Below are 20,271 nucleotides of genomic sequence, written 5' to 3'. Positions count from 1 at the left end.
GCTCGTCGGCGGGTCCATCGCGCCTCACATCGCCGCACCGAGCGCCCGCGCGCGCTGGCGCGTGGCCTCGGCGGCGGCGGGGTCGTGCGGCGTGCGCGTCGGCCAGCCGGCCAGGTGCCGCTCGGCCAGATCCGCCAGCGCCCGCAGCCAGCCCAGGTCGTCGTTCAGGCACGGGATGTAATGGAACTCCCGCCCGCCGGCGGACAGGAAGGCTGCGCGCGCCTCCTGGTCGATTTCCTCCAGCGTCTCGATGCAGTCGGCGGTGAAGCCGGGGCACACCACGTCCACCCGGCCCACGCCCTGGCGCGCGAGTTCCACCAGCGTCGGCTCGGTGTACGGCTGCAACCACTTCGCCTTGCCGAAGCGCGACTGGAACGTCACGACCGCCTGCCCGGGCGGCAGCTCCAGCGCCTCGGCCAGCAGCCGGCCGGTCTTGTGGCATTCGCAGTGGTAGGGGTCGCCGAGCTGCAGCGTGCGCGCCGGCATGCCATGGAAGCTCATCACCAGCCGCTCGGGCCGTCCGTGCTCGGCCCAGTGCGCGCGCACGCGCGCGGCCAGCGCCCCGATGTAGCCGGCGTCGTCGTGGTAGTGGTTGACGAAGCGCAGCTCCGGCGCCCAGCGCCGCGCGCCAGCCCAGCGCCACACCTCGTCGAAGGCGCTGGCGGTGGTGGCGGCGCAATACTGCGGGTAGGCCGGCAGGATCAGGACGCGCGTGCAGCCGGCGGCCTTGAGCGCCTCCAGCTCGCGCGCGATAGCCGGCTCCCCGTAGCGCATGGCCCAGCGCACCGTCACGTGGTGGCCGCGCTCGCCCAGCAGGCCCTGCAGCAGCTTGGCCTGCCGCTCGGTCCACACCTTCAGCGGCGAGCCCTCCGGCGTCCAGATGGTGGCGTACTTGGCCGCCGACTTGCGCGGCCGCACGTTCAGGATGATGCCGTGCAGGATCGGCCACCACAGCGCGCGCGGCAACTCCACCACGCGCGGGTCGCCGAGGAACTGGCCCAGGTAGCGCCGCAGCGCCGCCGGGGTCGGCGCCTCGGGCGTGCCGAGGTTGATCCACAGGATGCCCGTGCGGGCGGGCTGGCCGTGGGTGTAGGCGGGTTCGGGGTGCATGCGCATGGTGGTATTCTGGAGCACGATGATGGACATTGCCGGCCTGCGGGCCTTGACCCTCGACCTGGACGACACGCTGTGGCCGATGCGGCCCACCATCGAGCGCGCCGAGGCCGCGCTGCAGGCGTGGCTGGAGGCGCACGCGCCTGCCACCGCCGCGCGGCTGCGCGACCGCGTCTGGGCGCGCGCGGTGCGCGCCGGCGTGCAGCGCGATCACCCGGACCGCCACCACGACCTGACCTTCCTGCGCCGCGAGGCGATCCGCGTCGCGCTGCGTGAAAGCGGCGACGACCCGGCGCTGGCGGAACCGGCGTTCGAGGTGTTCTACGCCGAGCGCCAGCGCGTCGAGCTGTTCGCGGACGCGCGCCCGGCGCTGGAGCGGCTGGCGGCGCGCTGGCCGCTGGTGGCGGTCTCCAACGGCAACGCCGACGTGCGCCGCGTGGGCCTGGGCGACTACTTCGTCGCCCACGTCGGCGCGCGCGAGGCGGGTGTGGCCAAGCCGCACCCCGGCATCTACCAGGCGGCGCTGGCGGCGGCGGGCGCGGCGCCGCAGGCGGCGCTGCACGTCGGCGACGACCCGCTGCTGGATGTGGTCGGCGCGCGCCGCGCGGGGCTGGCCGCCGTCTGGGTCAACCGCCACGGCCACGACTGGGACGCCACCGTGCAGCCGAAGGACTGCGGCTGCGGCGGCGGGGACATGGCGCGCGCGCTGCACGCCGGCAGCGTGCAGCCGCAGCCGCACGAGCGCCCGAACGCGCAGGTGGCGCATCTGCTAGAACTGTGTGAGCGGCTGGGCCTGGTGTGAGGCACTGGGCGGCCAAGGCAATGAGCATTGAGGAGCATGAACCGATGGCGCTGACGATCTACGGCATCTTTGCCTCGCGCGCGGTGCGGCCGCTGTGGGCCGCGCAGGAGCTGGGCCTGCCCTACACCCACGTGCCGACGCCGTATCAGGGCGGGGCGACGCGCACGCCGGAGTTCCTGGCCCTCAACCCCAACGGCCACATCCCGGTGCTGGTCGACGAGCGGCCGCAGGGGCGCGTGGTGGTGTGGGAGTCGATGGCCTGCGCGCTGTATCTGGCGCGGCACTACGGCAAGGGTGACGGCAGCGACCTCGCGCCGGCCGGCCCGGCGGAGGACGCCGAGGCGCTGCGCTGGGCGTTCTGGGCCGTCACCGAGCTGGAGGCCGACGCGCTGTGCGTGCTGATGCACCGCCTGGGCCTGCCGCCCGAGCGGCGCGATGCCGACAAGCTCGCCGCCGCCGAAAAGCGCCTGCGCGTGCCGCTGCGGGTGCTGGAAGACCATCTGGCAGCGCGCGCCGCGCAGGGGCACGACCATCTGGCGGCAGCGCGCTTCACCATCGCCGACCTGTGCGTGGCCTGCGTGGCCAACTGGGCGCGCCCGTCGCAGGAGCTGATGCACGCCTTCCCGCGCGTGCACGACTGGCTGCAGCGCTGCCACGCCCGGCCCGCCTATCAGGTGCTCAAGGCCGCAGCGAAGGGGCAGGGGTGAGCGCCGCCACCGCCGCCAGCCCGCTGCGCACGGCGCCCTCCAGCGTGGCGGGGTAGGGGCCCGTCACGTAGTCGCCGGCAGCCACCAGCCCGTCGGCGATGCGCGCGGCCGGCCGGCGCAGGCCGGGCGTGCAGGCGAAGGTGGCGCGCTTTTCCATGACGGTTTGTCGAACCGCACCACCGTGCAATCCCAGCGCTGACGCCGCCTGCGCCTGAACCGCCTCGGTCAGGGCCGACCGGTTGGCCGCCAGGGCGGGGTCGGGTGCGCTGGCCACGAAGGCCAGGCCATCCCACCCGTCCTTCGGCACCGCCCGGCGAAACACGAATTGCGCGGGGGACCCGCGGCCATCGCTGCGCAGCGCCAGCATCGGGGTGGCGGCGGGCCAACGCCAACCAGCGGGCGGATTCAGATAGACCGTGGCGATCGGGGTGTGTGTCAACGCCCGCGCCTGCTCTATCCACGGGGCAACACCGTCCGGCCCATCCCCCGCAAGGTCGCGCATGCCAGCCAGCAGCCGTGCCGCCTCCCACGCCGGGCAGGCCAGGATCACGGCGGTCGATTGGACGACCCGGCCACTGCCCAAAGTGATGCGCCAATCGCTGCGGTCGGGCGCACGGTCGAGCGCGACCGCACGGGCGCCGGTCAGCAAGTGTGCCCCCGCGCGGCGCAGCGCGGCCGTGGCGGGGTCGGGCAGCAATTGCCCCAGGTCGACCCGTGGAATCAGCAAGTCGCTGGGCGCGAACGGCGGCACCGCCTCCCCCAGCAGCGCATCGCGCAGCACACGCAAAAACACCGCCCCGCTCGCCCGCGCCATCGGGGTGTTGAGGGCGGCGACGCACAGCGGCTCGATCAGCTCCGCCACCACCCGCGGCGGCAGCTCGGCGCACAGGTCCGCCACCGTGGCCGTTGCCGCACAGGCAAAGGCTTGGCGCTGCCAGCGGCCGGCGGCACGCAGCATCGCCCACCGCTCACCCGCAGACCAACCGCGCACGCACAGCAGGGCAGCGGCCAGGCCCCAGGGAGCCAGCCGCCCCGGCAGACGATCCGCCCAGCGGGGCAGTGCCAGACCGGTGCCGTCGGGGTAGGGCAAGGCCAGCGGCATGCGTTGCAGGGCAGCCTCCAGGTCCACCCCCAGGCGGCGCATCAGGCGCAGGGTGGCGGTGTAGGCGCCGATCAGGATGTGCTGGCCATTGTCCAAGGCGGCGGTGTTGCCGTGCCGGTCGTCGGCTGGCAGCCGGCGCGCCCGTCCGCCCCAATGGGGCGCGGCTTCCAGCACCGTCACGCCCCAGCCAGCGTCGGAGGCGGCCACGGCGGCGGCCAGCCCCGCCCAGCCCCCGCCGATGACCGTGAGCGTGCGCGGTGCCACCGTGTTCAAAACCGCCCCAAGGCTTGCATCTTCCACGCCAGCCAGAATTTGCGCAGCGGCGTCAGCCCGACCCGCTGGGTCAGCACCAGGGCGGGCTCCCGCGCGATTTCGCGCAGCAACGTGCGGTAGATGCTGGCCATCATCAGCCCCGGTTTTTGCGCGCGCCGATCCGCGCTGGGCAACAGGGCAATCGCCTCGTCGTAGGTGGCCAGTGCGCGTTCGATCTGGAAGGCCATCAACGCCGCAAACCGCTGCGGGAACGACGGCTCGGCCCCAATGCCGCGTTTGAGCAGCTCGTGCGCCTTGACGTCGAAGCGCTGCAGCTCCTGGATCGGCAAATAGATGCGGCCGCGCAGCGCATCCTCGCCCACGTCGCGGATGATGTTGGTGAGCTGAAACGCCAGCCCCAGCCGGTGCGCGTAGGCGGTGGTCTGCGCTTCGGTCTGGCCAAAGATGCGGGCCGCCACCTCGCCCACCACGCCGGCGACCAGGTGGCAGTAGCGCTGCAACCCCGGGTAGTCCAGATAGCGGCTTTGCTGCAGATCCATCTCGCAGCCGTCGATGATCTGCAACAACGGCTCGGCCGTCAGGCCGTACGGCGCGATGTGTGGGCGCAACGCCACGAGGGCGGGGTGCTCGGGCGGCGCGCCGTCGCCAAAAGCGCGCAGCACCTGCTGGCGCCACCAGCCCAGCTTGGTCTGCGCCACGCCGGGGTCGCTCACCTCGTCGACCACGTCGTCGATCTCGCGGCAGAAGGCGTAGAACGCCGTGATCGCCGCCCGCCGCGCCGGCGGCAAAAACAAAAAGGCGTAATAAAAGCTGCTGCCGGAGGCGGCGGCCCGCTGCTGGGCGTAGGCCTGGGCCTGCTGCAAGGGGTCCGTGGCGTTCATGCCCCCTCCGCGTCACGGGTCGGGCGCGTCGAGCCGCTCGCCGGCGCTGCCGGGGGGCGGTGCCGGATGGCGCGGGCCAGCAGCATCGGCCAGTCGCCGCCGCGCAGGCGGGGCCGGTGGGTGAGGGTGCGGCCGCCAACGGCCTCGATCCGCTCCAGCACGCGCAGCCCGCCCTGCAGGACCAGCCGCAACTCCCAGCCAAAGCGCCCGCGCAGGCGAGTGGGCAGCCCCCAGCCCTGCCGCAGCAGCGCCCGCGCGCGGCGGCAGCCTTCCAGCACGAGGGGCGCGAGCGCCGCTTCCGGCAGCGCGCGCACATCCCCCTGCGCGGGCAGTCCGTGCGCCCGCAGGGTGGCGTCCGTCAGATAGCAGCGCCCCCGCGCCAGATCTTGCCCCAGGTCCTGCCAAAAGTTGATGAGTTGCAGGGCCGTGCAGATGGCATCGCTTTCGCGCTCGGCTTCGGCGCCGCGTACACCCGCCAGGTGCAGCAGCAGGCGGCCGATCGGGTTGGCCGATCGGGCGCAATACGCCAGCAGCTCCGCGTCGTCGCGGTAGCGCCGCCCCTCGGCGCTCCAGCGCACATCCTGCTGGAACGCATCCAGCAGCGCCTCCAGGGGGGGCAGCGGCAGATCGTGGCGGCGCCGCGCATCGTCCAGAGCGGTCAGCATGGGCGTCCATGCCGGGGGCAGCGCCAGTGACGGCTGCCCGCCGTGCCACATGATCCGCAGTGCCTGGCGCAAGGTGGCCAATGCCGCCAATCGGTCCGGTGCCGCCGCGTCCCCCTCATCGGCCAGATCGTCGGCCGTGCGGGCAAAGCGGTAAATCGCCACCACCGCCGAGCGCCAGCGCCGCGGGCACAGGATGGACGCGACGGGAAAGTTCTCGTAATGATCGATACCGGAGGCCAGCGACATGTCGCGATGTTGCCACAGCGCCATGTCGCAACGATTTTGTCCGGCGACCGAGGGGTGTTACGATAGATCATTTAGGGTCATCAGTCCCCTCACAAAAACATCAACAAACAAGCTAGGCGGGGAGTCATGCGTCAGGTCTTGCAACATCTCGAGCAGCTCGCGCGCCTGACGCGCGGGAAAGACCGCGACAGTATGGACGCCACGCTGGTGGAGGTGCTGCTGCCGTTGCTGGAGGCGCGCAGCGTCGTGCTGTGGGAGGCCCTGCCTGACGAAGGGCAAGACCGATTGCTGACCCGCGCGCGGCTGGAACGGGGCATGGCCGTTCCGCAATCCTCCGCCCCCTGGGCTCCCCTGGCCGATCTGCCCCGGGTGGACGATGACCCGGCCCGGGTCGAAGCATGGCGCACCGGTCAATCGCGCGTCATCGTCGGGGAGGGCGAAGCGCACCTGTTGGTGCCCTTGATCACCGAGTCCGAGCGCCGGTTGCTCATCGAAGCCCGCTTGGACCATGCCCCGGCCACGCATTCGGTGCGCGTGGTGGAGGGCATGGCGCGGATTTTCGAGAACTTCATCAACCTGCTCGACTCCAGCGAGCGCGACACCCTGACCGGGCTGCTCAACCGCAAGTCGTTCGACGACACGTTTTTCAAGGCCACGCAGCGCGACCCCGCCCCCGCAGATGCTCCGGGCGAGCAGCGCCGCTGCCACGGGCCCTACTGGCTGGCCGTGGTCGATGTCGACCACTTCAAATCGGTCAACGACCGCTACGGCCACTTGATCGGCGACGAGGTGCTGCTGCTGATCGCACGGATTCTGCGCAGCACCTTCCGGCACGACGATCGGCTGTACCGCTTTGGCGGCGAGGAATTCGTGGCACTGGTGCGCGCCTGCGATGCGCAGGCCGCCGCTGCGGCCTTCGAGCGCCTGCGCCGCAACGTCGAGGACTACCCCTTTCCGCAGGTGGGGCGCATCACGGTCAGCATCGGCTACACGGTCGTGCGGGAGCACGACACCCCCTCCGACGCCTTCGAGCGCGCCGACCGGGCCGTCTACCTGGCCAAGGCCGAGGGGCGCAACGCCGTTCGGGGGTTCGAAACCGCCGTCCAGATCGGCGAGCCGTCCCCGCAGCGCGGCGCGGAACGCGACGTCGAGCTGTTTTGACCCGCCGCGCCGCCGAGGGCAGTGCGACGCCCGGCTACAATCGGCCCTCGTTTGTGCGGGCACCATCCGGCCCGCCAGCGCGCGGGTGGCGAAATTGGTAGACGCACCAGGTTTAGGTCCTGATGGTGGCGACACCGTGGGGGTTCGAGTCCCCCCCCGCGCACCACGATCATGGCCCGGGTGGCGAGCGGGCCTTCCACACGGTTCGGTCGCCAGATACGTCTTCGTGCGATGGCTACTGGGGGGGGGCGCGCAGAGGTTGAAGCCATGTCATGGCTCACCGCAGCGCATAACATATGCACGTGTTATATGTTGCTTGGGGTGGGCGCCATGCACTTCAACATCTATCTCGACGACGCCACCGGGCAGAAGCTGAACGCCATGGCCCAGCAGGTCGGCGAGAGCCGCAACGCGCTGATCCGCAGGGCGGTTAGCGAATGGCTGGCCCACCAGTCCCAGCCACAGTGGCCGCAAGCCGTGTTGGACTTCACGGGCATGGCCGATGCGCCCCGGTTCGAGGCCGGTCGTGATCGGCTGAAGCCGCCAGTGGACGATCCGCTGGCATGAAGTACCTGCTCGACACCTGCACGGTCTCGGACTTCGTCAAGGGCCAGCCGGGCGTGATGGCGCGCATCAAAGCGCTCTCACCAAGACAAATCGTCGTCTCCGCGCTGACGCGCATGGAGATCGACTACGGGTTGGCTTTGAACAGTGAGCGTGCCCGGAAACTGACCCCGGTGCTCGACGCCTTTTTCTCGGTCGTCAGCACTGTGCCGTTCGATGAGGCGGATGCGCGAGCTACGGCGGCGATTCGCGCTGCCCTGAAGTCGAAGGGCCAGCCCATCGGCGCCTATGATGCTGTGATTGCCGGCACCGCTGTGGCACGTGGCTTGATCGTGGTCACCTCCAACGTCGGCGAATTCCATCGGGTCAGCGGCTTGCAGGTGGAGAACTGGCGGTAGTACTCCATGATTGCGTTCTGGGCCGATCCCGATGTCCGCCACGCCGCCACCGCGGCGGTGTTTGCCGTCGTCTATCTGGGCATGTTCCTCGGGGGGCTGCCGCGGCTGCGCCTGGACCGCACCGGCGTGGCGGTGCTGGGGGCCATCGCCATGATCGCGGTCAATGGCTGGTCGGTGGCGGAGGCTGCGGCCGCCATTGATCTGCCGACGGTGGTGCTGCTCTTTGCCTTCATGCTGGTGTCGGCGCAAATGCGCCTGGGGGGCTTTTACGCGGCCGTCACGCGTGCCGTCGGGGGCTGGCCCCTGCCGCCCGCGGCGCTCATGGGGGCGTTGCTGGCGGTCGTGGCGGTGCTGTCGGCGGTGTTCTCCAACGATGTGGTGTGTCTGGCGGTGACGCCGGTCGTCGTGCGCATCGCGTGGCGGCGCGGCTGGGATCCGATCCCATGGTTGGTTGGGGTGGCCTGCGCGTCGAACATCGGCTCCGCCGCGACGCTGATCGGCAATCCGCAGAATATGCTGATCGGCTCCGTCATGGGGGTGCCCTTCGGCGCCTATCTGCAGGCCGCGCTGCCGCCGGTGCTGCTGGCCCTGGTCGGCTTGTGGGGGCTGATGGTCTGGCGCTTGCGGGTCGGCCAGCGCAGCGGCGCCGTGGTCGTGCCCGCCAGTGCGAGCGAGGTGGATGACGGCCCGCCCTTCGACCGGTGGCAGGCCACCAAGGGCTTGCTGGTCGCGGGGGCGCTGCTCGTCGTCTTTTTGTTCACCGACTGGCCGCGGGAGGTTGCGGCGCTGGTGGCGGCCGGTGTGCTGCTGCTGAGCCGGCGCATGCACTCCTCCCAGGTCATGGGCTTGGTGGACTGGCCGTTGCTGTTGCTCTTTGCCGGGCTGTTCATCGTCAACCATGGCTTCGAAGGTACGGGGCTGGCGGCGCGGGCGGTGGCGGCGCTGGCGGCCCAGGGCATCACTCTGGCCGACCCGCTGGTGCTGGCCGTCACGGGCGTGACGCTGTCCAACCTCGTCTCCAACGTGCCGGCGGTCATGCTGCTGCTGCCACATTTGGGCGATCACGCCCAGGCGGTCACGCTGGCGCTGGTCAGCACCTACGCGGGCAATCTGCTGCTCGTCGGCTCCATCGCCAACCTGATCGTGGCCGATCTGGCCGGACGTGACGGCGTCGCGATCGACTGGCGCCGGCACGCGGCCGTGGGGGTGCCGGCCACGGCGATCAGCCTGCTGACGTGGTGGGCGTGGCAATGGGGCAGCGCGGTCCTGGGGCTCTGAGCCGGGGCGCGGAGATGGGTGCGGGCTGCCGCTTGGGGTTCCCCGCGTGGGGCCCTCGGCGGGCTTCGCTACAATTGCCAGTTTGCCCGATCCGTCGGGTGTGGGTGGCGTTCGCCCCGTTGGCAGCATCGCCAGGCTGAGCGGTCAAAGCGGCAACCGATCGTCGCTGAGACCGCTGCAACCGCCAAAGAAGGTCGCTGGCGTGCCGATGGGGGCGATTCGCCGCCGCGGAATATCCCTGGATTTGTCCTGCGGGCAGGTCCGTCTTCGATACACAGGAGCAATCATGGCAGTCAATGTCGAAACCCTGGACAAGCTCGAGCGTAAGATCACGCTCGAGCTGCCGCTCGAGGCGATCCAGAAAGAGGTGGACACCCGCCTCAAGCGTCTGCAGCGCCAGGTCAAGCTCGACGGCTTTCGCCCCGGCAAGGTGCCGATGTCGGTCGTCGCGCAGCGCTACGGCTATTCGGTCCACTACGAGGTCATGAACGACCAGGTCGGTCAGGCTTTCAACGCCGCCGTCGCCGAGGCGCAGTTGCGCGTGGCGGGCCAGCCGCGCATCACCGAGAAGGACGGCGCCCCCGAGGGCGTGGTGGCGTTCGAGGCGGTGTTCGAGGTGTTCCCCGAAGTCAAGATCGGGGACCTGTCGGCCACCGAGGTCGAGCAGTTGCAGGCCGAGGTCGACGAGGCCGCCATCGAGCGTACGCTGGACATTCTGCGCAAGCAGCGCCGCACCTTTGCCGCCCGTGCCGACGGCGAGGCCGCGCAGTCGGGTGACCGCGTCACCATCGACTTCGAGGGCAAGATCGACGGCGAGCCCTTCCAGGGCGGTCAGGCCACCGACTTTGCCTTCGTGCTGGGCGATGGCCAGATGCTCAAGGAGTTCGAGGACGCCGTGCTGGGCATGAAGGTCGGCGAGTCCAAGACCTTCCCGCTCGCCTTCCCCGAGGACTACCACGGCAAGGAAGTGGCCGGCAAGACCGCGGACTTTCTGGTGACGGTCAAGAAGATCGAGCAGCAACACCTGCCCGAAGTCGACGAGGCCTTCATCAAGTCCCTCGGCATCGAGGCGGGCACGCTCGAGGCGCTGCGCGAGGACATCCGCCGCAACCTGGAGCGCGAGGTCAAGTTCCGCCTGCAGGCGCGCAACAAGACGGCCGCGCTGGATGCGCTGGCGGCGGCGGCCGAGCTCGACCTGCCCAAGGCCGCGGTGGAGGCCGAGATCGACCGCCTGGTCGAGGGCGCGCGCAACGACCTGAAGCAGCGCGGCATCAAGGACGCCGACAAGGCGCCCATCCCGCGCGAGCTGTTCCAGCAGCAGGCCGAGCGCCGCGTGCGCCTGGGTCTGGTGGTGGCCGAGCTGATCAAGGCCAACGACCTGCGCGCCACGCCGGAGCAGATCGACGCCCACCTGCGCGAGCTGGCCGCGTCCTACGAGTACCCGGAAGAGGTCGTGCGCTGGTACAAGTCCAGCGCCGAGCGCCTGTCGGAGATCGAGGCCATCGTGCTCGAAAACAACGTGGCCGACTTCGTTTTCGGCAAGGCCAAGGTCACGCCCAAGCGCATCGAGTTTGCCGAGCTGATGGGCCAGGGCTGATCTTGGCGCGGCCGCTGCCGTCCATGGGGCGGCATGGCCCCACCCACGAGGGCGGACCCCGGTCCGCCCTTTTTCTTGGGGTGCCGTCGCAAACCGCCCCGAGCGGTTACAGTAAGCCCCCAAGGACACCCCTTTGATTCGGAGCTGACGACGCATGAGCGCATTGGACGTACAGAACCTCGGCTTGGTCCCCATGGTCATCGAGCAGTCGGGACGGGGCGAGCGGGCCTATGACATCTACTCCCGCCTCCTGAAGGAGCGCGTCGTGTTCCTGGTCGGACCGGTCAACGACCAGTCCGCCAACCTGGTGGTCGCGCAGCTGCTGTTCCTGGAGAGCGAGAACCCGGACAAGGACATCTCGCTCTACATCAATTCGCCGGGCGGCTCGGTCAGCGCGGGCATGGCCATCTTCGACACGATGAACTTCATCAAGCCGGATGTCTCCACGCTGTGCGTGGGCATGGCGGCCAGCATGGGCGCGTTCCTGCTGGCGGCCGGTGCCAAGGGCAAGCGGTTTGCGCTGCCCAACTCCCGGGTGATGATCCACCAGCCGCTGGGCGGCGCCCAGGGCCAGGCCACCGACATCGAGATCCACGCGCGCGAGATCCTGCGCCTGCGCGCCGACCTCAACCGCATCCTGAGCGAGCGCTCGGGCCAGCCGCTGGAGAAGATCGAGCGCGACACCGAGCGCGACTATTTCATGTCCGCGGCCGAGGCGGCCGAGTACGGGCTGGTCGACAAAGTCATCGACAAGCGCGCGTGATCCGGGTCCGTCCGACCGTTTCCTTTTCGACCCCTCTATACAGCACTCCCCATGGCCGACAAGAAAGGTAGCCGCGACAAGACTCTGTATTGCTCGTTCTGCGGCAAGAGCCAGCACGAGGTCAAAAAGCTCATCGCGGGCCCTTCGGTCTTCATTTGCGACGAGTGCATCGACCTGTGCAACGACATCATCCGTGACGAAGCACCGGCCACGGAACTGGGGACCGCGGCGCTGACCGACGCGCTGCCCACGCCGGGGCAGATCAAGGAACACCTGGATCAGTACGTCATCGGCCAGGAGGCCGCCAAAAAGACCCTGGCCGTCGCGGTCTACAACCACTACAAGCGCCTGCGCCACAACGACGCGGTCAAAAAGAGCGGTGTCGAGCTGGCCAAGAGCAACATCCTGCTGATCGGCCCCACCGGCAGCGGCAAGACGCTGCTGGCCGCCACGCTCGCGCGCAAGCTGGATGTGCCCTTCGTGATGGCCGACGCCACCACGCTGACCGAAGCCGGCTACGTCGGCGAGGATGTCGAAAACATCATCGCCAAGCTGCTGCAAACCTGCGACTACGACGTGCAAAAGGCCCAGCGCGGTATCGTCTACATCGACGAGATCGACAAGATCACCCGCAAGTCCGAGAACCCGTCCATCACCCGCGACGTCTCGGGCGAGGGCGTGCAGCAGGCCCTGCTCAAGCTGATCGAAGGCACGATCGCCAGCGTTCCGCCGCAGGGCGGGCGCAAGCACCCCAATCAGGACATGCTGCAGGTCGACACGACCAACATCCTGTTCATCTGCGGGGGCGCGTTTGCCGGCCTGGAAAAGATCATCGAGCAGCGCACCGAAGCCTCGGGCATCGGTTTTGGCGCGGCCGTGCGCAGCAAGCGCGAGCGCCCGCTGACCGAGCTGTTCGCGCAGGTGGAGCCGGACGACCTGGTGCGCTACGGCCTGATCCCGGAGCTGGTGGGCCGCCTGCCCGTGGTGACCGCGCTGGCCGAACTGACCGAGGACGCCCTGGTGGACATCCTCACGGTGCCCAAGAACGCCGTCGTCAAGCAGTTTGCCGAGTTGTTTGGCATGGAGGGGGTGGAGCTGGAGGTGCGTCCCGCCGCGCTGCGCGCGATCGCGCGCAAGGCGCTGCAGCGCAAGACCGGCGCGCGCGGCCTGCGCTCCATCCTGGAGCAGGCGCTGATGGACACCATGTTCGAGCTGCCCAGCCTGCACAACGTCGAGCGCGTCGTCGTCGAGGAGGCCACGATCACCGAAGGCAAGGCGCCCCTGCTCGTTTACCGCGAAGCGGCCAAGCAGGCCTGACCCCGTGCCGGCGGCGCAGGGGGGCGGGCTTGAAGTCCGGCTTCGCCGCCCCCAACTTAGCCGCGAGAAAGGAATTCCCGATGTCCGGACACCCCGCGCTCCCCCCTCAGCCCGTCGAGCTGCCGCTGCTGCCGCTGCGCGACGTGGTGGTCTTTCCGCACATGGTCATCCCGCTGTTCGTGGGGCGGCCCAAGAGCATCAAGGCGCTCGAGGCCGCGATGGCCAACGAGCGGCGCATCATGCTGGTCGCGCAGAAAACCGCGGCCAAGGACGAGCCCCAACCCGGCGACCTGTTCGACATGGGCTGCGTCGCCAGCATCCTGCAGATGCTCAAACTGCCCGACGGCACCGTCAAGGTGCTGGTGGAGGGCGTGCAGCGCGCCAAGGTGCTGCAGGTGGAAGAAGGCGAGACGCATTTTTCCGCCAGCGTCATGCCGGTCGATGCCGAGGCGGAGCGGCGCGACGCCGACCCGACCGAGATCGAGGCGCTGCGCCGCGCGGTCATGCAGCAGTTTGACCAGTACGTCAAACTCAACAAAAAGATTCCGGCCGAGATCCTGACCTCGATCGCGAGCATCGACGATCCGGGGCGGCTCGCCGACACCATCGCTGCCCACCTGCCGCTCAAGCTCGAGGCCAAGCAGAGCGTGCTGGATTTGGAGCGGCTGGTTGCGCGGCTGGAAAATCTGTTTGCGCAACTGGAGGCCGAGGTCGAGATCCTCAACGTCGACCGGCGCATCCGCGGGCGCGTCAAGCGCCAGATGGAGAAGAACCAGCGCGAGTTCTACCTCAACGAGCAGGTCAAGGCGATCCAGAAGGAGCTCGGCGAGGGCGAGGAGGGCGCCGACCTCGAGGAGCTGGAGAAGAAGATCAAGGCCGCGCGCATGCCCAAGGAGGCGCGCAAGAAGGCCGAGAGCGAGCTCAAGAAGCTCAAGCTCATGTCGCCGATGTCGGCCGAGGCCACCGTCGTGCGCAACTACATCGACGTGCTGGTCAACCTGCCGTGGAGCAAGAAGACCAAGATCCGGCACGATCTGGCCTACGCCGATGAGGTGCTCAACGCCGACCACCACGGGCTGGAGAAGGTCAAGGAGCGCATCCTGGAGTACCTGGCGGTGCAGCAGCGCGTCGACAAGGTCAAGGCGCCGATCCTGTGCCTGGTCGGGCCGCCCGGCGTCGGCAAGACGTCGCTGGGCCAGTCGATCGCCAAGGCCACCGGGCGCAAGTACGTGCGCATGGCGCTGGGCGGCATGCGCGACGAGGCCGAGATCCGCGGCCACCGGCGCACCTACATCGGCGCGCTGCCGGGCAAGGTGCTGCAAAACCTCACCAAGGTGGGCGTACGCAACCCCTTGTTCCTGCTGGACGAGATCGACAAGCTCGGCATGGACTTCCGCGGCGACCCGGCCTCGGCGCTGCTGGAGGTGCTGGATCCGGAGCAGAACCACACCTTCCAGGACCACTACGTCGAGCTGGACTTCGACCTGTCGGACGTGATGTTCGTGGCCACGTCCAACTCGCTCAACATCCCGCCGGCGCTGCTGGACCGCATGGAGGTGATTCGCCTCTCGGGCTACACCGAGGACGAGAAGGTGGCCATCGCGCTGCGCTACCTGCTGCCGAAGCAGCGCGCCCACAACGGGGTCAAGGACGACGAGCTGGAGGTGACCGAGGCCGCCGTGCGCGACATCGTGCGCTACTACACGCGCGAGGCCGGCGTGCGCGCGCTGGAGCGCGAGATTTCGCGCATCTGCCGCAAGGTGGTCAAGGGCCTGCTGCTGGGCAAGATGACCAAGCCCGTGGTCGTCACGCCGGACAACCTGGCCGACTTCCTCGGCGTGCGCAAGTATGCGTTCGGCCGCGCCGAGCAGCAGAACCAGGTTGGGCAGGTGGTCGGGCTGGCGTGGACGGAGGTCGGTGGCGACCTGCTGACGATCGAGGCGGCGATCATGCCTGGCAAGGGCAACGTGATCCGCACCGGGTCGCTGGGCGACGTGATGAAGGAGTCGGTGGAGGCCGCGCGCACGGTGGTGCGCAGCCGCGCCCGGCAGTTAGGGATTGCCGATGAGCTGTTCGAAAAGAAGGACATCCACATCCACGTGCCCGACGGGGCCACGCCGAAGGACGGCCCGAGCGCCGGCATCGCGATGACCACCGCGATCGTCTCGGCGCTGACCGGCATCCCGGTGCGCGCCGACGTGGCGATGACCGGCGAGATCACGCTGCGCGGCGAAGTCACCGCCATCGGCGGGCTGAAGGAAAAGCTGCTGGCGGCGCTGCGCGGCGGCATCCGCACCGTGCTGATCCCGGAGGAAAACGTCAAGGACCTGGCCGAGATCCCGGACAACGTCAAGCAGGGGCTGGAGATCGTGCCGGTCAAGTGGATCGACCGCGTGCTGGAGCTGGCGCTGGAGCGCCAGCCGGTGCCGCTGCCGGAGGTGGAGCCGGTTCTGGAAGCGGCGACTGCCCCGAGCGTGGAGCCGCCCGCGGTCAAGCACTGACCGCTTGCCGATATCGGCGGCGATCCGCAGGGAAAGTCGCCGATTTTTGGTGTAGAATAATGGCTTCAGACGACGCGACGCCACCAACGTCGCAGACCTCTGAAACAACGCGGGAATAGCTCAGTTGGTAGAGCGCAACCTTGCCAAGGTTGAGGTCGCGAGTTCGAGACTCGTTTCCCGCTCCAGATCCCGGGTGGCTGGCTGGCCAGTCGCCCAATCCGGCGGTCTGTCGGGTTGAACCAGACAAGGCGCGGTAGCAAAGCGGTTATGCACCGGATTGCAAATCCGAGTAGGTCGGTTCGACTCCGGCCCGCGCCTCCAGGGTCACGTTCCCTGCCACAGGCGGGGACACAGGCGGGAATAGCTCAGTTGGTAGAGCGCAACCTTGCCAAGGTTGAGGTCGCGAGTTCGAGACTCGTTTCCCGCTCCAGATAGTGATCTACAGACTTCTACTGACGTCTGTAAGTCGTTGAAAAGAGGGGCTTTGGCCCCTTTTTTCATTCCAGCGAGCGCCACGGAAATCCACCCACAGCTACCGTTTTTGAGTGACCAATTGAGGCACAAGAATACGGTTGGGACGGCTACCGGATAGTTGCTGGGGCTGAGCGGGAACCATGACGAGCATTAGGCCTAAGTCATAACTTAGGAGCCTCGAAATGGCACTCTCTGATCTGACAGTCCGGCAGGCAAGAACCACCGGCAAGCGCTACACCCTCTCCGATAACGACTGCCTGGGCCTGATGGTCTCTGCCGCAGGCGGCAAGTCGTGGATCTTCCGATACTACTGGCTGGGCAAGCAAAAGCGCATGTCCCTGGGTGGCTATCCCGCCCTCAGTCTGCGCGAGGCCCGCGCCGAGCGGGACAAGGCTCAGGTTCTGCTCGCCAAGGGCATTGATCCCCAAATCGAACGCGACCAGCGCCGGCACGCGGCCAAGCTGGCGGGCGAATACACCTTCAAGAACGTCTTCGATGCTTGGGTCGAGCATCGCCGCAAGGAACTCAAGGAAGGCCGTCAGAGCACGCTTTCGCAGATCCTGCGCATCTTCAACAAGGACGTGCTGCCTACCCTGGGGAAGATGTCGATCTACGACATTCGACGGCCCCAGCTCGTGGGCGTCGTGGCGGCGATCGAGAAACGCAAGGCGTTCACCACCGCCGAGAAGGTCCGCACCTGGTTCAACCAGATGTTCCGCTATGCCCTGGTCATCGCCGAAGGGCTGGAAGTCAATCCGGCCGCGGACCTGGACGTGGTGGCCGAGCCCAAGCCCCCGGTGGCCCACAACCCCTATCTGCACCTGCCCGAGCTGCCCGAGTTCCTTCAGAAGCTCCGGCGCTACAACCCCCGGGGCTGGCAGACCCAGCTTGGCGTCCGGCTGCTGTTCCTGACGGGGGTGCGCACGGGCGAGTTGCGCCTGGCCGAGCCTGAGCAATTCGACCTCGACCGCGGCTTGTGGATCATCCCGCCGCAGGTCGTCAAGCAACTCCAGGACGAAATGCGCAAGGCCGGCAAGCGGCCGCAGGACGTGCCGCCCTACATCGTGCCCCTGTCCCTGCAGGCCATCGAGATCGTGCGCTATCTCCTGGGCGTGATGCGTCCAGCGCAGAAGTACCTGCTGTCGCATCGCAGCGAACTCAAGAAGCGCATCAGCGAGAACACCCTCAACAAGGCCGTGCAGCTCATGGGCTACGAGGGGCGCCTGACCGGCCACGGCATCCGCGGCACCATCTCGACCGCGCTCAACGAGATCGGATACCCGAAGATTTGGGTGGACGCTCAGCTTTCGCACTCCGACCCCAACAAGGTGAGTTCGGCCTACAACCACGCCAAGTACGTGGAGCCTCGGCGTCGCATGATGCAGGACTGGGCAGACCGTCTTGACCTGCTCGAACAGGGTGAAGTCGAAGCCGCGAGCGCGCATCTGACCATCCGTATCGACGGGGTGCCGGCAATGGCGGAAGTGGAGGAAGTGGTGGGCGCGGTCTCCACGACTGCTGAGCCTGTTGTCCCCGGCGTGCCGCCCGTGGTGGCCACGCCTATCGTCGTGACCCCCAACAGCGGCGGAATCATGTTCCAGCGGCTGTCGCAGGTGCCGCCGCCTCCGGTGCATGCCCCGGAGCCGGAAGTCTCCGCGATCCAGCGCGAGCGCGAGGAAATGCTGGCCATCTACGAGTCGCCGAACAATCTGCCGGTCCCGCTGTTCGGCAAGCTGGCCGGGAAGTCCAAGGACCAGATCAACCGCGAGCTGAAGGCGGGCAAGCTGCTGTCGATCAGCCTGGGCAACCGGGGGCAGCGGGTTCCCGACTGGCAACTGGTGCCGCTCAAGCACAAGCTGGCCCAAGTGCTCATGAACCAATGCCCGCACGCCGATTCGTGGGACCTGTACCGCATGCTGACCCAGCCTCACCCCGACCTGGGTGATCGTGCGGCCATTGATGCGGTCACGCCAACGAACGTGCCCGCAATCATCCGGGTTCTCATGGGCGACTACCAGCACCATGCGGATGTGCCCGAGGCCGTTGCCCCGCGGCCCATCCCCGAGGACGTGCGGCAGAGCGTCCGCCGACTGGTGGACAGCGCAGCGGTGCTTGAAGGGGTCTAGTCCGGTCTAGTCCCATGCTGCAACCTATGGCCGGGATGAGACGGCTCCGGCCTATAGGAGTGCCTGCTACAGGGCGCCTGCCTCGGCGATCTGCAGCGCCCTGCGCTCGAAACGCTTGGCAGCAGAATCTGCTTGCGCGTGGGGCCGTTGGAGGTACGTCACGATCTCATAGGGGCCATCGGCGAGCGGTCGCATGCTTACCCCCCATTGATGGGCACGCTCGATGCGCGATTGCGCGCATACGCCGATGCCGTAGCCGGCTGAAACCCACAGCGCCATCATCTCGAATGAAGTTGCAGGCAGGATGTTCTCTTGGTCCACTGGCATCAGGGAGGCCAACCTCTCGTCCAGCAAGGGACAAGCCTCCGCCTGCCAGCGATAGATTGGATAGTCCTGAAGATCGGAGATGGTGAGCTTCGCCTGATCAACCAAACGGAACCGCGGTGGTATCGCGACGGCCATGCTTTCGCACCACAGCCTCCGGCTACTCGTCAGGTGATCCCCCGCACTGCTAAGAGATAGCCCCGCGTCGTAGCGGCCCTCATGCAGGCCCGTTACCAGCTCTTGATCCGAAACTTCACGCACGGCGATCGCGACACCCGGCTCGTGCGCTCGCTGCAGTGCAAGCAGCGCCGACAGCCGTGAAGACGGCACACCTGGCGCTATGGCGAGTGTGAAATTCGGGGACGGTCTGATGGCGTTGTGCATGGATGCCCCCAAGAGGCAACGGGATCGAAAAGAGCAGCCGACATCATACTCAAGAGATATCTTTAACGTGGTTAAAGATCAGTGATTCCATGACGCTTCTGCGAATGCAGAAGCGCACTATTCGGCCTGGACGGCCCGCCGGAGTAACCACCTATGAGTCCGCACCGGCGTTGGCGTTCGGGCAAGCGGTGCGAGCCGCTCGCCTGGCTCAGGGGATTGCTCAGGATGAGTTCGCGGGCTTGGCGGGGATCGCGCGCTCGCACATGGGCAAGATTGAGCGCGGCGAGCACATGCCGACACTCGCTCTCATTCTAAAAATTTCCCTGGCTCTCAAGATCAGCTCGGCCGAACTGATGACGGCCACGGAGCGCAACCTCTACCTTCAGGGCGATGCGTGACGCCGGATGTGGCGCAGGCGTCGTAGCTAATCGCTCTTTGGCGAACGCAAACGCTCGATGAAGCGCTCTACGGGTGCGGATAGTCCGCTACCGCCTTCGGGCCGAAGCAGGTAGGTGATGATGACGGCCGAATCGAGCGCCAACGGCCGGATCACCACGTCGGGACGTTGACACGCCGCGATTCGGGTCGCCGTTGCGAAGCCGATGCCGTAACCAGCTCCGACCAATGTGAGCATCATGTCCAGCGACGAGACATGCTCAACGATGGTGGACTCGCGCTCCAGGGGATGTAGCAGCCGGGTCAATTCGCGGCAGTAGCCCTCGCAAAGCTGCGGATCGCACATCACCAGCGGGTAACTCACGAGTTCACGTAGCGACACTTCCTTGTGGGCCAGCAACGGGTGCCGGATCGGCACGGTCACCACCAGCGGGTCCTGCCAGATGGGCTCCGTCACCAGTCCGTCGCCGACGTCCGCGGTGTGTGCGAAACCGATCGCGAAGTCGCCGGATCGCAGTCCCCGCAACTGTTCCGCCAGGGTGACCTCGGAGAGCCGTATTTCGATCTCCGGCTCCTCCTGGCGGCACAGGGCAAGAAGTGCAGACAGCCGCGGGTCGATGGCGCCATCGGAGATGGCGATGCGCACGCTGCCTCTTAGGCCTGCGGCGATCGCCCTGACGTTTTCTCGTGCCTGCTCCAGGTTGGTGAACAGCCTGCGAATGTCCTGAAGGAAGGTGGTGCCCGCTGGCGTCAACCGCGTTCCCCGCCGATCGCGGTCAAAGAGCAGCACCCCCAGTTCGTCTTCCAATTCCTTGATCGTGCGGGACAGCGGCGGCTGCTCGATGTGCAAGCGCTCCGCAGCACGGGTGAAATGCAGCTCTTCGGCGAGAGCCACGAAGCAGCGCAAATGACGAAGTTCCATGGGCACGTCCTTCAGCAATCCTGGTCATTGGGTTGGCCACGGCGCATTGCTGCCGAAGTGCGCTTAGAGGGGGCGACGTAGTGCTGGGTCCCTCTTCAGGGCGAGGAAAAAGGCCATCGGTGTATCTGAATAAGAATACATATGTTCATGGGCGGTGTCAACCACCAAGTGCAACGGTGGAATCACTGAAGGGAGTGGCTGGCTTGGGTGGCCTTCTGCAGCATGGCCTGGTAGACCGCGATCGGAGGGTAGAAGCCGTGGATGGCGCGCGGGCGGT

The 20,271-nt window shown here is 67.8% G+C and carries 18 protein-coding genes and 4 tRNA genes; 16 read left to right on the top strand and 6 right to left on the bottom strand.

Annotated elements, in window-relative coordinates:
• Window positions 1–24: 24 nt before the first annotated feature.
• The gene (hemH, locus tag Tfont_RS05725; protein WP_143968725.1) at window positions 25–1,116 is read right to left on the bottom strand and encodes a ferrochelatase; all 1,092 of its coding nucleotides are present in this window, start codon (window positions 1,114–1,116) and stop codon (window positions 25–27) included.
• A 22-nt stretch (window positions 1,117–1,138) separates the two neighbouring features.
• On the opposite strand from hemH, the gene Tfont_RS05720 reads away from it, so the two are divergent.
• Together Tfont_RS05720 and Tfont_RS05715 are read left to right on the top strand one after the other, a co-directional pair.
• Window positions 1,139–1,915 carry an HAD-IA family hydrolase gene (locus Tfont_RS05720; RefSeq protein WP_143968783.1) on the top strand — a complete coding sequence of 259 codons (777 nt, stop codon included), beginning with the start codon at window positions 1,139–1,141 and terminating at the stop codon, window positions 1,913–1,915.
• A 44-nt stretch (window positions 1,916–1,959) separates the two neighbouring features.
• On the top strand, window positions 1,960–2,622 hold the full coding sequence (locus Tfont_RS05715) for a glutathione S-transferase family protein (protein WP_143968724.1): 663 nt from the start codon (window positions 1,960–1,962) through the stop codon (window positions 2,620–2,622).
• On the opposite strand, the gene hpnE is transcribed toward Tfont_RS05715, so the two are convergent.
• From hpnE to hpnC, 3 genes are read right to left on the bottom strand one after another with little or no spacing between them, the layout of a single operon-like run.
• Window positions 2,594–3,988: a hydroxysqualene dehydroxylase HpnE gene (gene hpnE, locus Tfont_RS05710; protein ID WP_185974481.1), complete on the bottom strand. Its 1,395-nt coding sequence runs from the start codon at window positions 3,986–3,988 to the stop codon at window positions 2,594–2,596. The genes Tfont_RS05715 and hpnE overlap by 29 nt on opposite strands.
• Window positions 3,989–3,993: 5 nt before the next feature.
• Window positions 3,994–4,878: a presqualene diphosphate synthase HpnD gene (gene hpnD / locus Tfont_RS05705; protein WP_143968722.1), complete on the bottom strand. Its 885-nt coding sequence runs from the start codon at window positions 4,876–4,878 to the stop codon at window positions 3,994–3,996.
• Window positions 4,875–5,813 carry a squalene synthase HpnC gene (gene hpnC / locus Tfont_RS05700; RefSeq protein ID WP_260682289.1) on the bottom strand — a complete coding sequence of 313 codons (939 nt, stop codon included), beginning with the start codon at window positions 5,811–5,813 and terminating at the stop codon, window positions 4,875–4,877. The genes hpnD and hpnC overlap by 4 nt, the downstream gene beginning before the upstream one ends.
• A gap of 102 nt (window positions 5,814–5,915) precedes the next feature.
• Between hpnC and Tfont_RS05695 the strand changes: the two genes are divergently transcribed.
• The 13 genes from Tfont_RS05695 (at window position 5,916) to Tfont_RS05635 (ending at window position 17,968) form a co-directional block, all read left to right on the top strand.
• Window positions 5,916–6,950 carry a GGDEF domain-containing protein gene (locus Tfont_RS05695; protein ID WP_143968721.1) on the top strand — a complete coding sequence of 345 codons (1,035 nt, stop codon included), beginning with the start codon at window positions 5,916–5,918 and terminating at the stop codon, window positions 6,948–6,950.
• Between the two features lie 79 nt (window positions 6,951–7,029).
• Window positions 7,030–7,116: transfer RNA gene (locus tag Tfont_RS05690), tRNA-Leu, on the top strand.
• 164 nt (window positions 7,117–7,280) lie between these two features.
• Entirely contained in the window at window positions 7,281–7,517 is a 237-nt protein-coding gene (locus tag Tfont_RS05685) for a ribbon-helix-helix domain-containing protein (RefSeq protein ID WP_185974480.1), read from the top strand.
• Window positions 7,514–7,912, top strand: coding sequence for a type II toxin-antitoxin system VapC family toxin (locus Tfont_RS05680; RefSeq protein WP_143968719.1), 399 nt, complete (start codon window positions 7,514–7,516; stop codon window positions 7,910–7,912). Before Tfont_RS05685 ends, Tfont_RS05680 begins: the two co-directional genes overlap by 4 nt.
• Window positions 7,913–7,918: 6 nt before the next feature.
• A complete protein-coding gene (locus tag Tfont_RS05675; protein ID WP_143968718.1) occupies window positions 7,919–9,190 on the top strand; it encodes an anion transporter in 1,272 nt (423 codons plus the stop codon).
• A gap of 286 nt (window positions 9,191–9,476) precedes the next feature.
• Window positions 9,477–10,787 (top strand): trigger factor, encoded by a 1,311-nt coding sequence (gene tig, locus Tfont_RS05670; protein ID WP_143968717.1) that lies wholly within the window; start codon window positions 9,477–9,479, stop codon window positions 10,785–10,787.
• Window positions 10,788–10,941: 154 nt separating this feature from the next.
• Window positions 10,942–11,550: an ATP-dependent Clp endopeptidase proteolytic subunit ClpP gene (gene clpP, locus Tfont_RS05665; RefSeq protein ID WP_068609070.1), complete on the top strand. Its 609-nt coding sequence runs from the start codon at window positions 10,942–10,944 to the stop codon at window positions 11,548–11,550.
• Between the two features lie 51 nt (window positions 11,551–11,601).
• Window positions 11,602–12,867 (top strand): ATP-dependent Clp protease ATP-binding subunit ClpX, encoded by a 1,266-nt coding sequence (clpX, locus tag Tfont_RS05660; RefSeq protein WP_143968716.1) that lies wholly within the window; start codon window positions 11,602–11,604, stop codon window positions 12,865–12,867.
• 80 nt (window positions 12,868–12,947) lie between these two features.
• Window positions 12,948–15,368, top strand: a complete 2,421-nt coding sequence (gene lon, locus Tfont_RS05655; RefSeq protein ID WP_143968715.1) for an endopeptidase La — start codon at window positions 12,948–12,950, stop codon at window positions 15,366–15,368.
• 109 nt (window positions 15,369–15,477) lie between these two features.
• Window positions 15,478–15,553: transfer RNA gene (locus tag Tfont_RS05650), tRNA-Gly, on the top strand.
• Window positions 15,554–15,615: 62 nt separating this feature from the next.
• Window positions 15,616–15,689, top strand: a tRNA-Cys gene (locus Tfont_RS05645).
• Window positions 15,690–15,722: 33 nt separating this feature from the next.
• A tRNA-Gly gene (locus Tfont_RS05640) sits at window positions 15,723–15,798 on the top strand.
• A gap of 226 nt (window positions 15,799–16,024) precedes the next feature.
• On the top strand, window positions 16,025–17,968 hold the full coding sequence (locus tag Tfont_RS05635) for a tyrosine-type recombinase/integrase (protein ID WP_012614046.1): 1,944 nt from the start codon (window positions 16,025–16,027) through the stop codon (window positions 17,966–17,968).
• 66 nt (window positions 17,969–18,034) lie between these two features.
• Here Tfont_RS05635 and Tfont_RS05630 read toward each other — a convergent pair whose 3' ends face one another.
• Window positions 18,035–18,676: a substrate-binding domain-containing protein gene (locus Tfont_RS05630; protein ID WP_012614047.1), complete on the bottom strand. Its 642-nt coding sequence runs from the start codon at window positions 18,674–18,676 to the stop codon at window positions 18,035–18,037.
• An 89-nt stretch (window positions 18,677–18,765) separates the two neighbouring features.
• Here Tfont_RS05630 and Tfont_RS05625 point away from each other — a divergent pair, with 89 nt between their 5' ends.
• Complete coding sequence (locus Tfont_RS05625; protein ID WP_021205759.1) at window positions 18,766–19,074, top strand: helix-turn-helix domain-containing protein; 309 nt, start codon at window positions 18,766–18,768, stop codon at window positions 19,072–19,074.
• A 26-nt stretch (window positions 19,075–19,100) separates the two neighbouring features.
• On the opposite strand, the gene Tfont_RS05620 is transcribed toward Tfont_RS05625, so the two are convergent.
• Complete coding sequence (locus Tfont_RS05620; protein ID WP_012614048.1) at window positions 19,101–19,994, bottom strand: LysR family transcriptional regulator; 894 nt, start codon at window positions 19,992–19,994, stop codon at window positions 19,101–19,103.
• Window positions 19,995–20,271: the final 277 nt, after the last annotated feature.

The organism is Tepidimonas fonticaldi (assembly GCF_007556755.1).
In the GTDB taxonomy this organism is placed as follows: Bacteria; Pseudomonadota; Gammaproteobacteria; order Burkholderiales; family Burkholderiaceae_C; genus Tepidimonas; species Tepidimonas fonticaldi.
Note: the sequence above shows the minus strand (reverse complement) of the source record. Positions and strands in the feature narration are given on the sequence as shown.

Excerpts from the sequence above, each read along its gene's own strand:
- hemH (WP_143968725.1), bottom strand. The coding sequence starts at position 1,116 with ATGCGCATGCACCCCGAACCCGCCTACACCCACGGCCAGCCCGCCCGC.
- Tfont_RS05720 (WP_143968783.1), top strand. The coding sequence starts at position 1,139 with ATGGACATTGCCGGCCTGCGGGCCTTGACCCTCGACCTGGACGACACG.
- Tfont_RS05715 (WP_143968724.1), top strand. The coding sequence starts at position 1,960 with ATGGCGCTGACGATCTACGGCATCTTTGCCTCGCGCGCGGTGCGGCCG.
- hpnD (WP_143968722.1), bottom strand. The coding sequence starts at position 4,878 with ATGAACGCCACGGACCCCTTGCAGCAGGCCCAGGCCTACGCCCAGCAG.
- hpnC (WP_260682289.1), bottom strand. The coding sequence starts at position 5,813 with ATGGCGCTGTGGCAACATCGCGACATGTCGCTGGCCTCCGGTATCGAT.
- Tfont_RS05695 (WP_143968721.1), top strand. The coding sequence starts at position 5,916 with ATGCGTCAGGTCTTGCAACATCTCGAGCAGCTCGCGCGCCTGACGCGC.
- Tfont_RS05685 (WP_185974480.1), top strand. The coding sequence starts at position 7,281 with ATGCACTTCAACATCTATCTCGACGACGCCACCGGGCAGAAGCTGAAC.
- Tfont_RS05680 (WP_143968719.1), top strand. The coding sequence starts at position 7,514 with ATGAAGTACCTGCTCGACACCTGCACGGTCTCGGACTTCGTCAAGGGC.
- Tfont_RS05675 (WP_143968718.1), top strand. The coding sequence starts at position 7,919 with ATGATTGCGTTCTGGGCCGATCCCGATGTCCGCCACGCCGCCACCGCG.
- tig (WP_143968717.1), top strand. The coding sequence starts at position 9,477 with ATGGCAGTCAATGTCGAAACCCTGGACAAGCTCGAGCGTAAGATCACG.
- clpP (WP_068609070.1), top strand. The coding sequence starts at position 10,942 with ATGAGCGCATTGGACGTACAGAACCTCGGCTTGGTCCCCATGGTCATC.
- clpX (WP_143968716.1), top strand. The coding sequence starts at position 11,602 with ATGGCCGACAAGAAAGGTAGCCGCGACAAGACTCTGTATTGCTCGTTC.
- lon (WP_143968715.1), top strand. The coding sequence starts at position 12,948 with ATGTCCGGACACCCCGCGCTCCCCCCTCAGCCCGTCGAGCTGCCGCTG.
- Tfont_RS05635 (WP_012614046.1), top strand. The coding sequence starts at position 16,025 with ATGGCACTCTCTGATCTGACAGTCCGGCAGGCAAGAACCACCGGCAAG.
- Tfont_RS05630 (WP_012614047.1), bottom strand. The coding sequence starts at position 18,676 with ATGCACAACGCCATCAGACCGTCCCCGAATTTCACACTCGCCATAGCG.
- Tfont_RS05625 (WP_021205759.1), top strand. The coding sequence starts at position 18,766 with ATGACGCTTCTGCGAATGCAGAAGCGCACTATTCGGCCTGGACGGCCC.
- Tfont_RS05620 (WP_012614048.1), bottom strand. The coding sequence starts at position 19,994 with ATGGAACTTCGTCATTTGCGCTGCTTCGTGGCTCTCGCCGAAGAGCTG.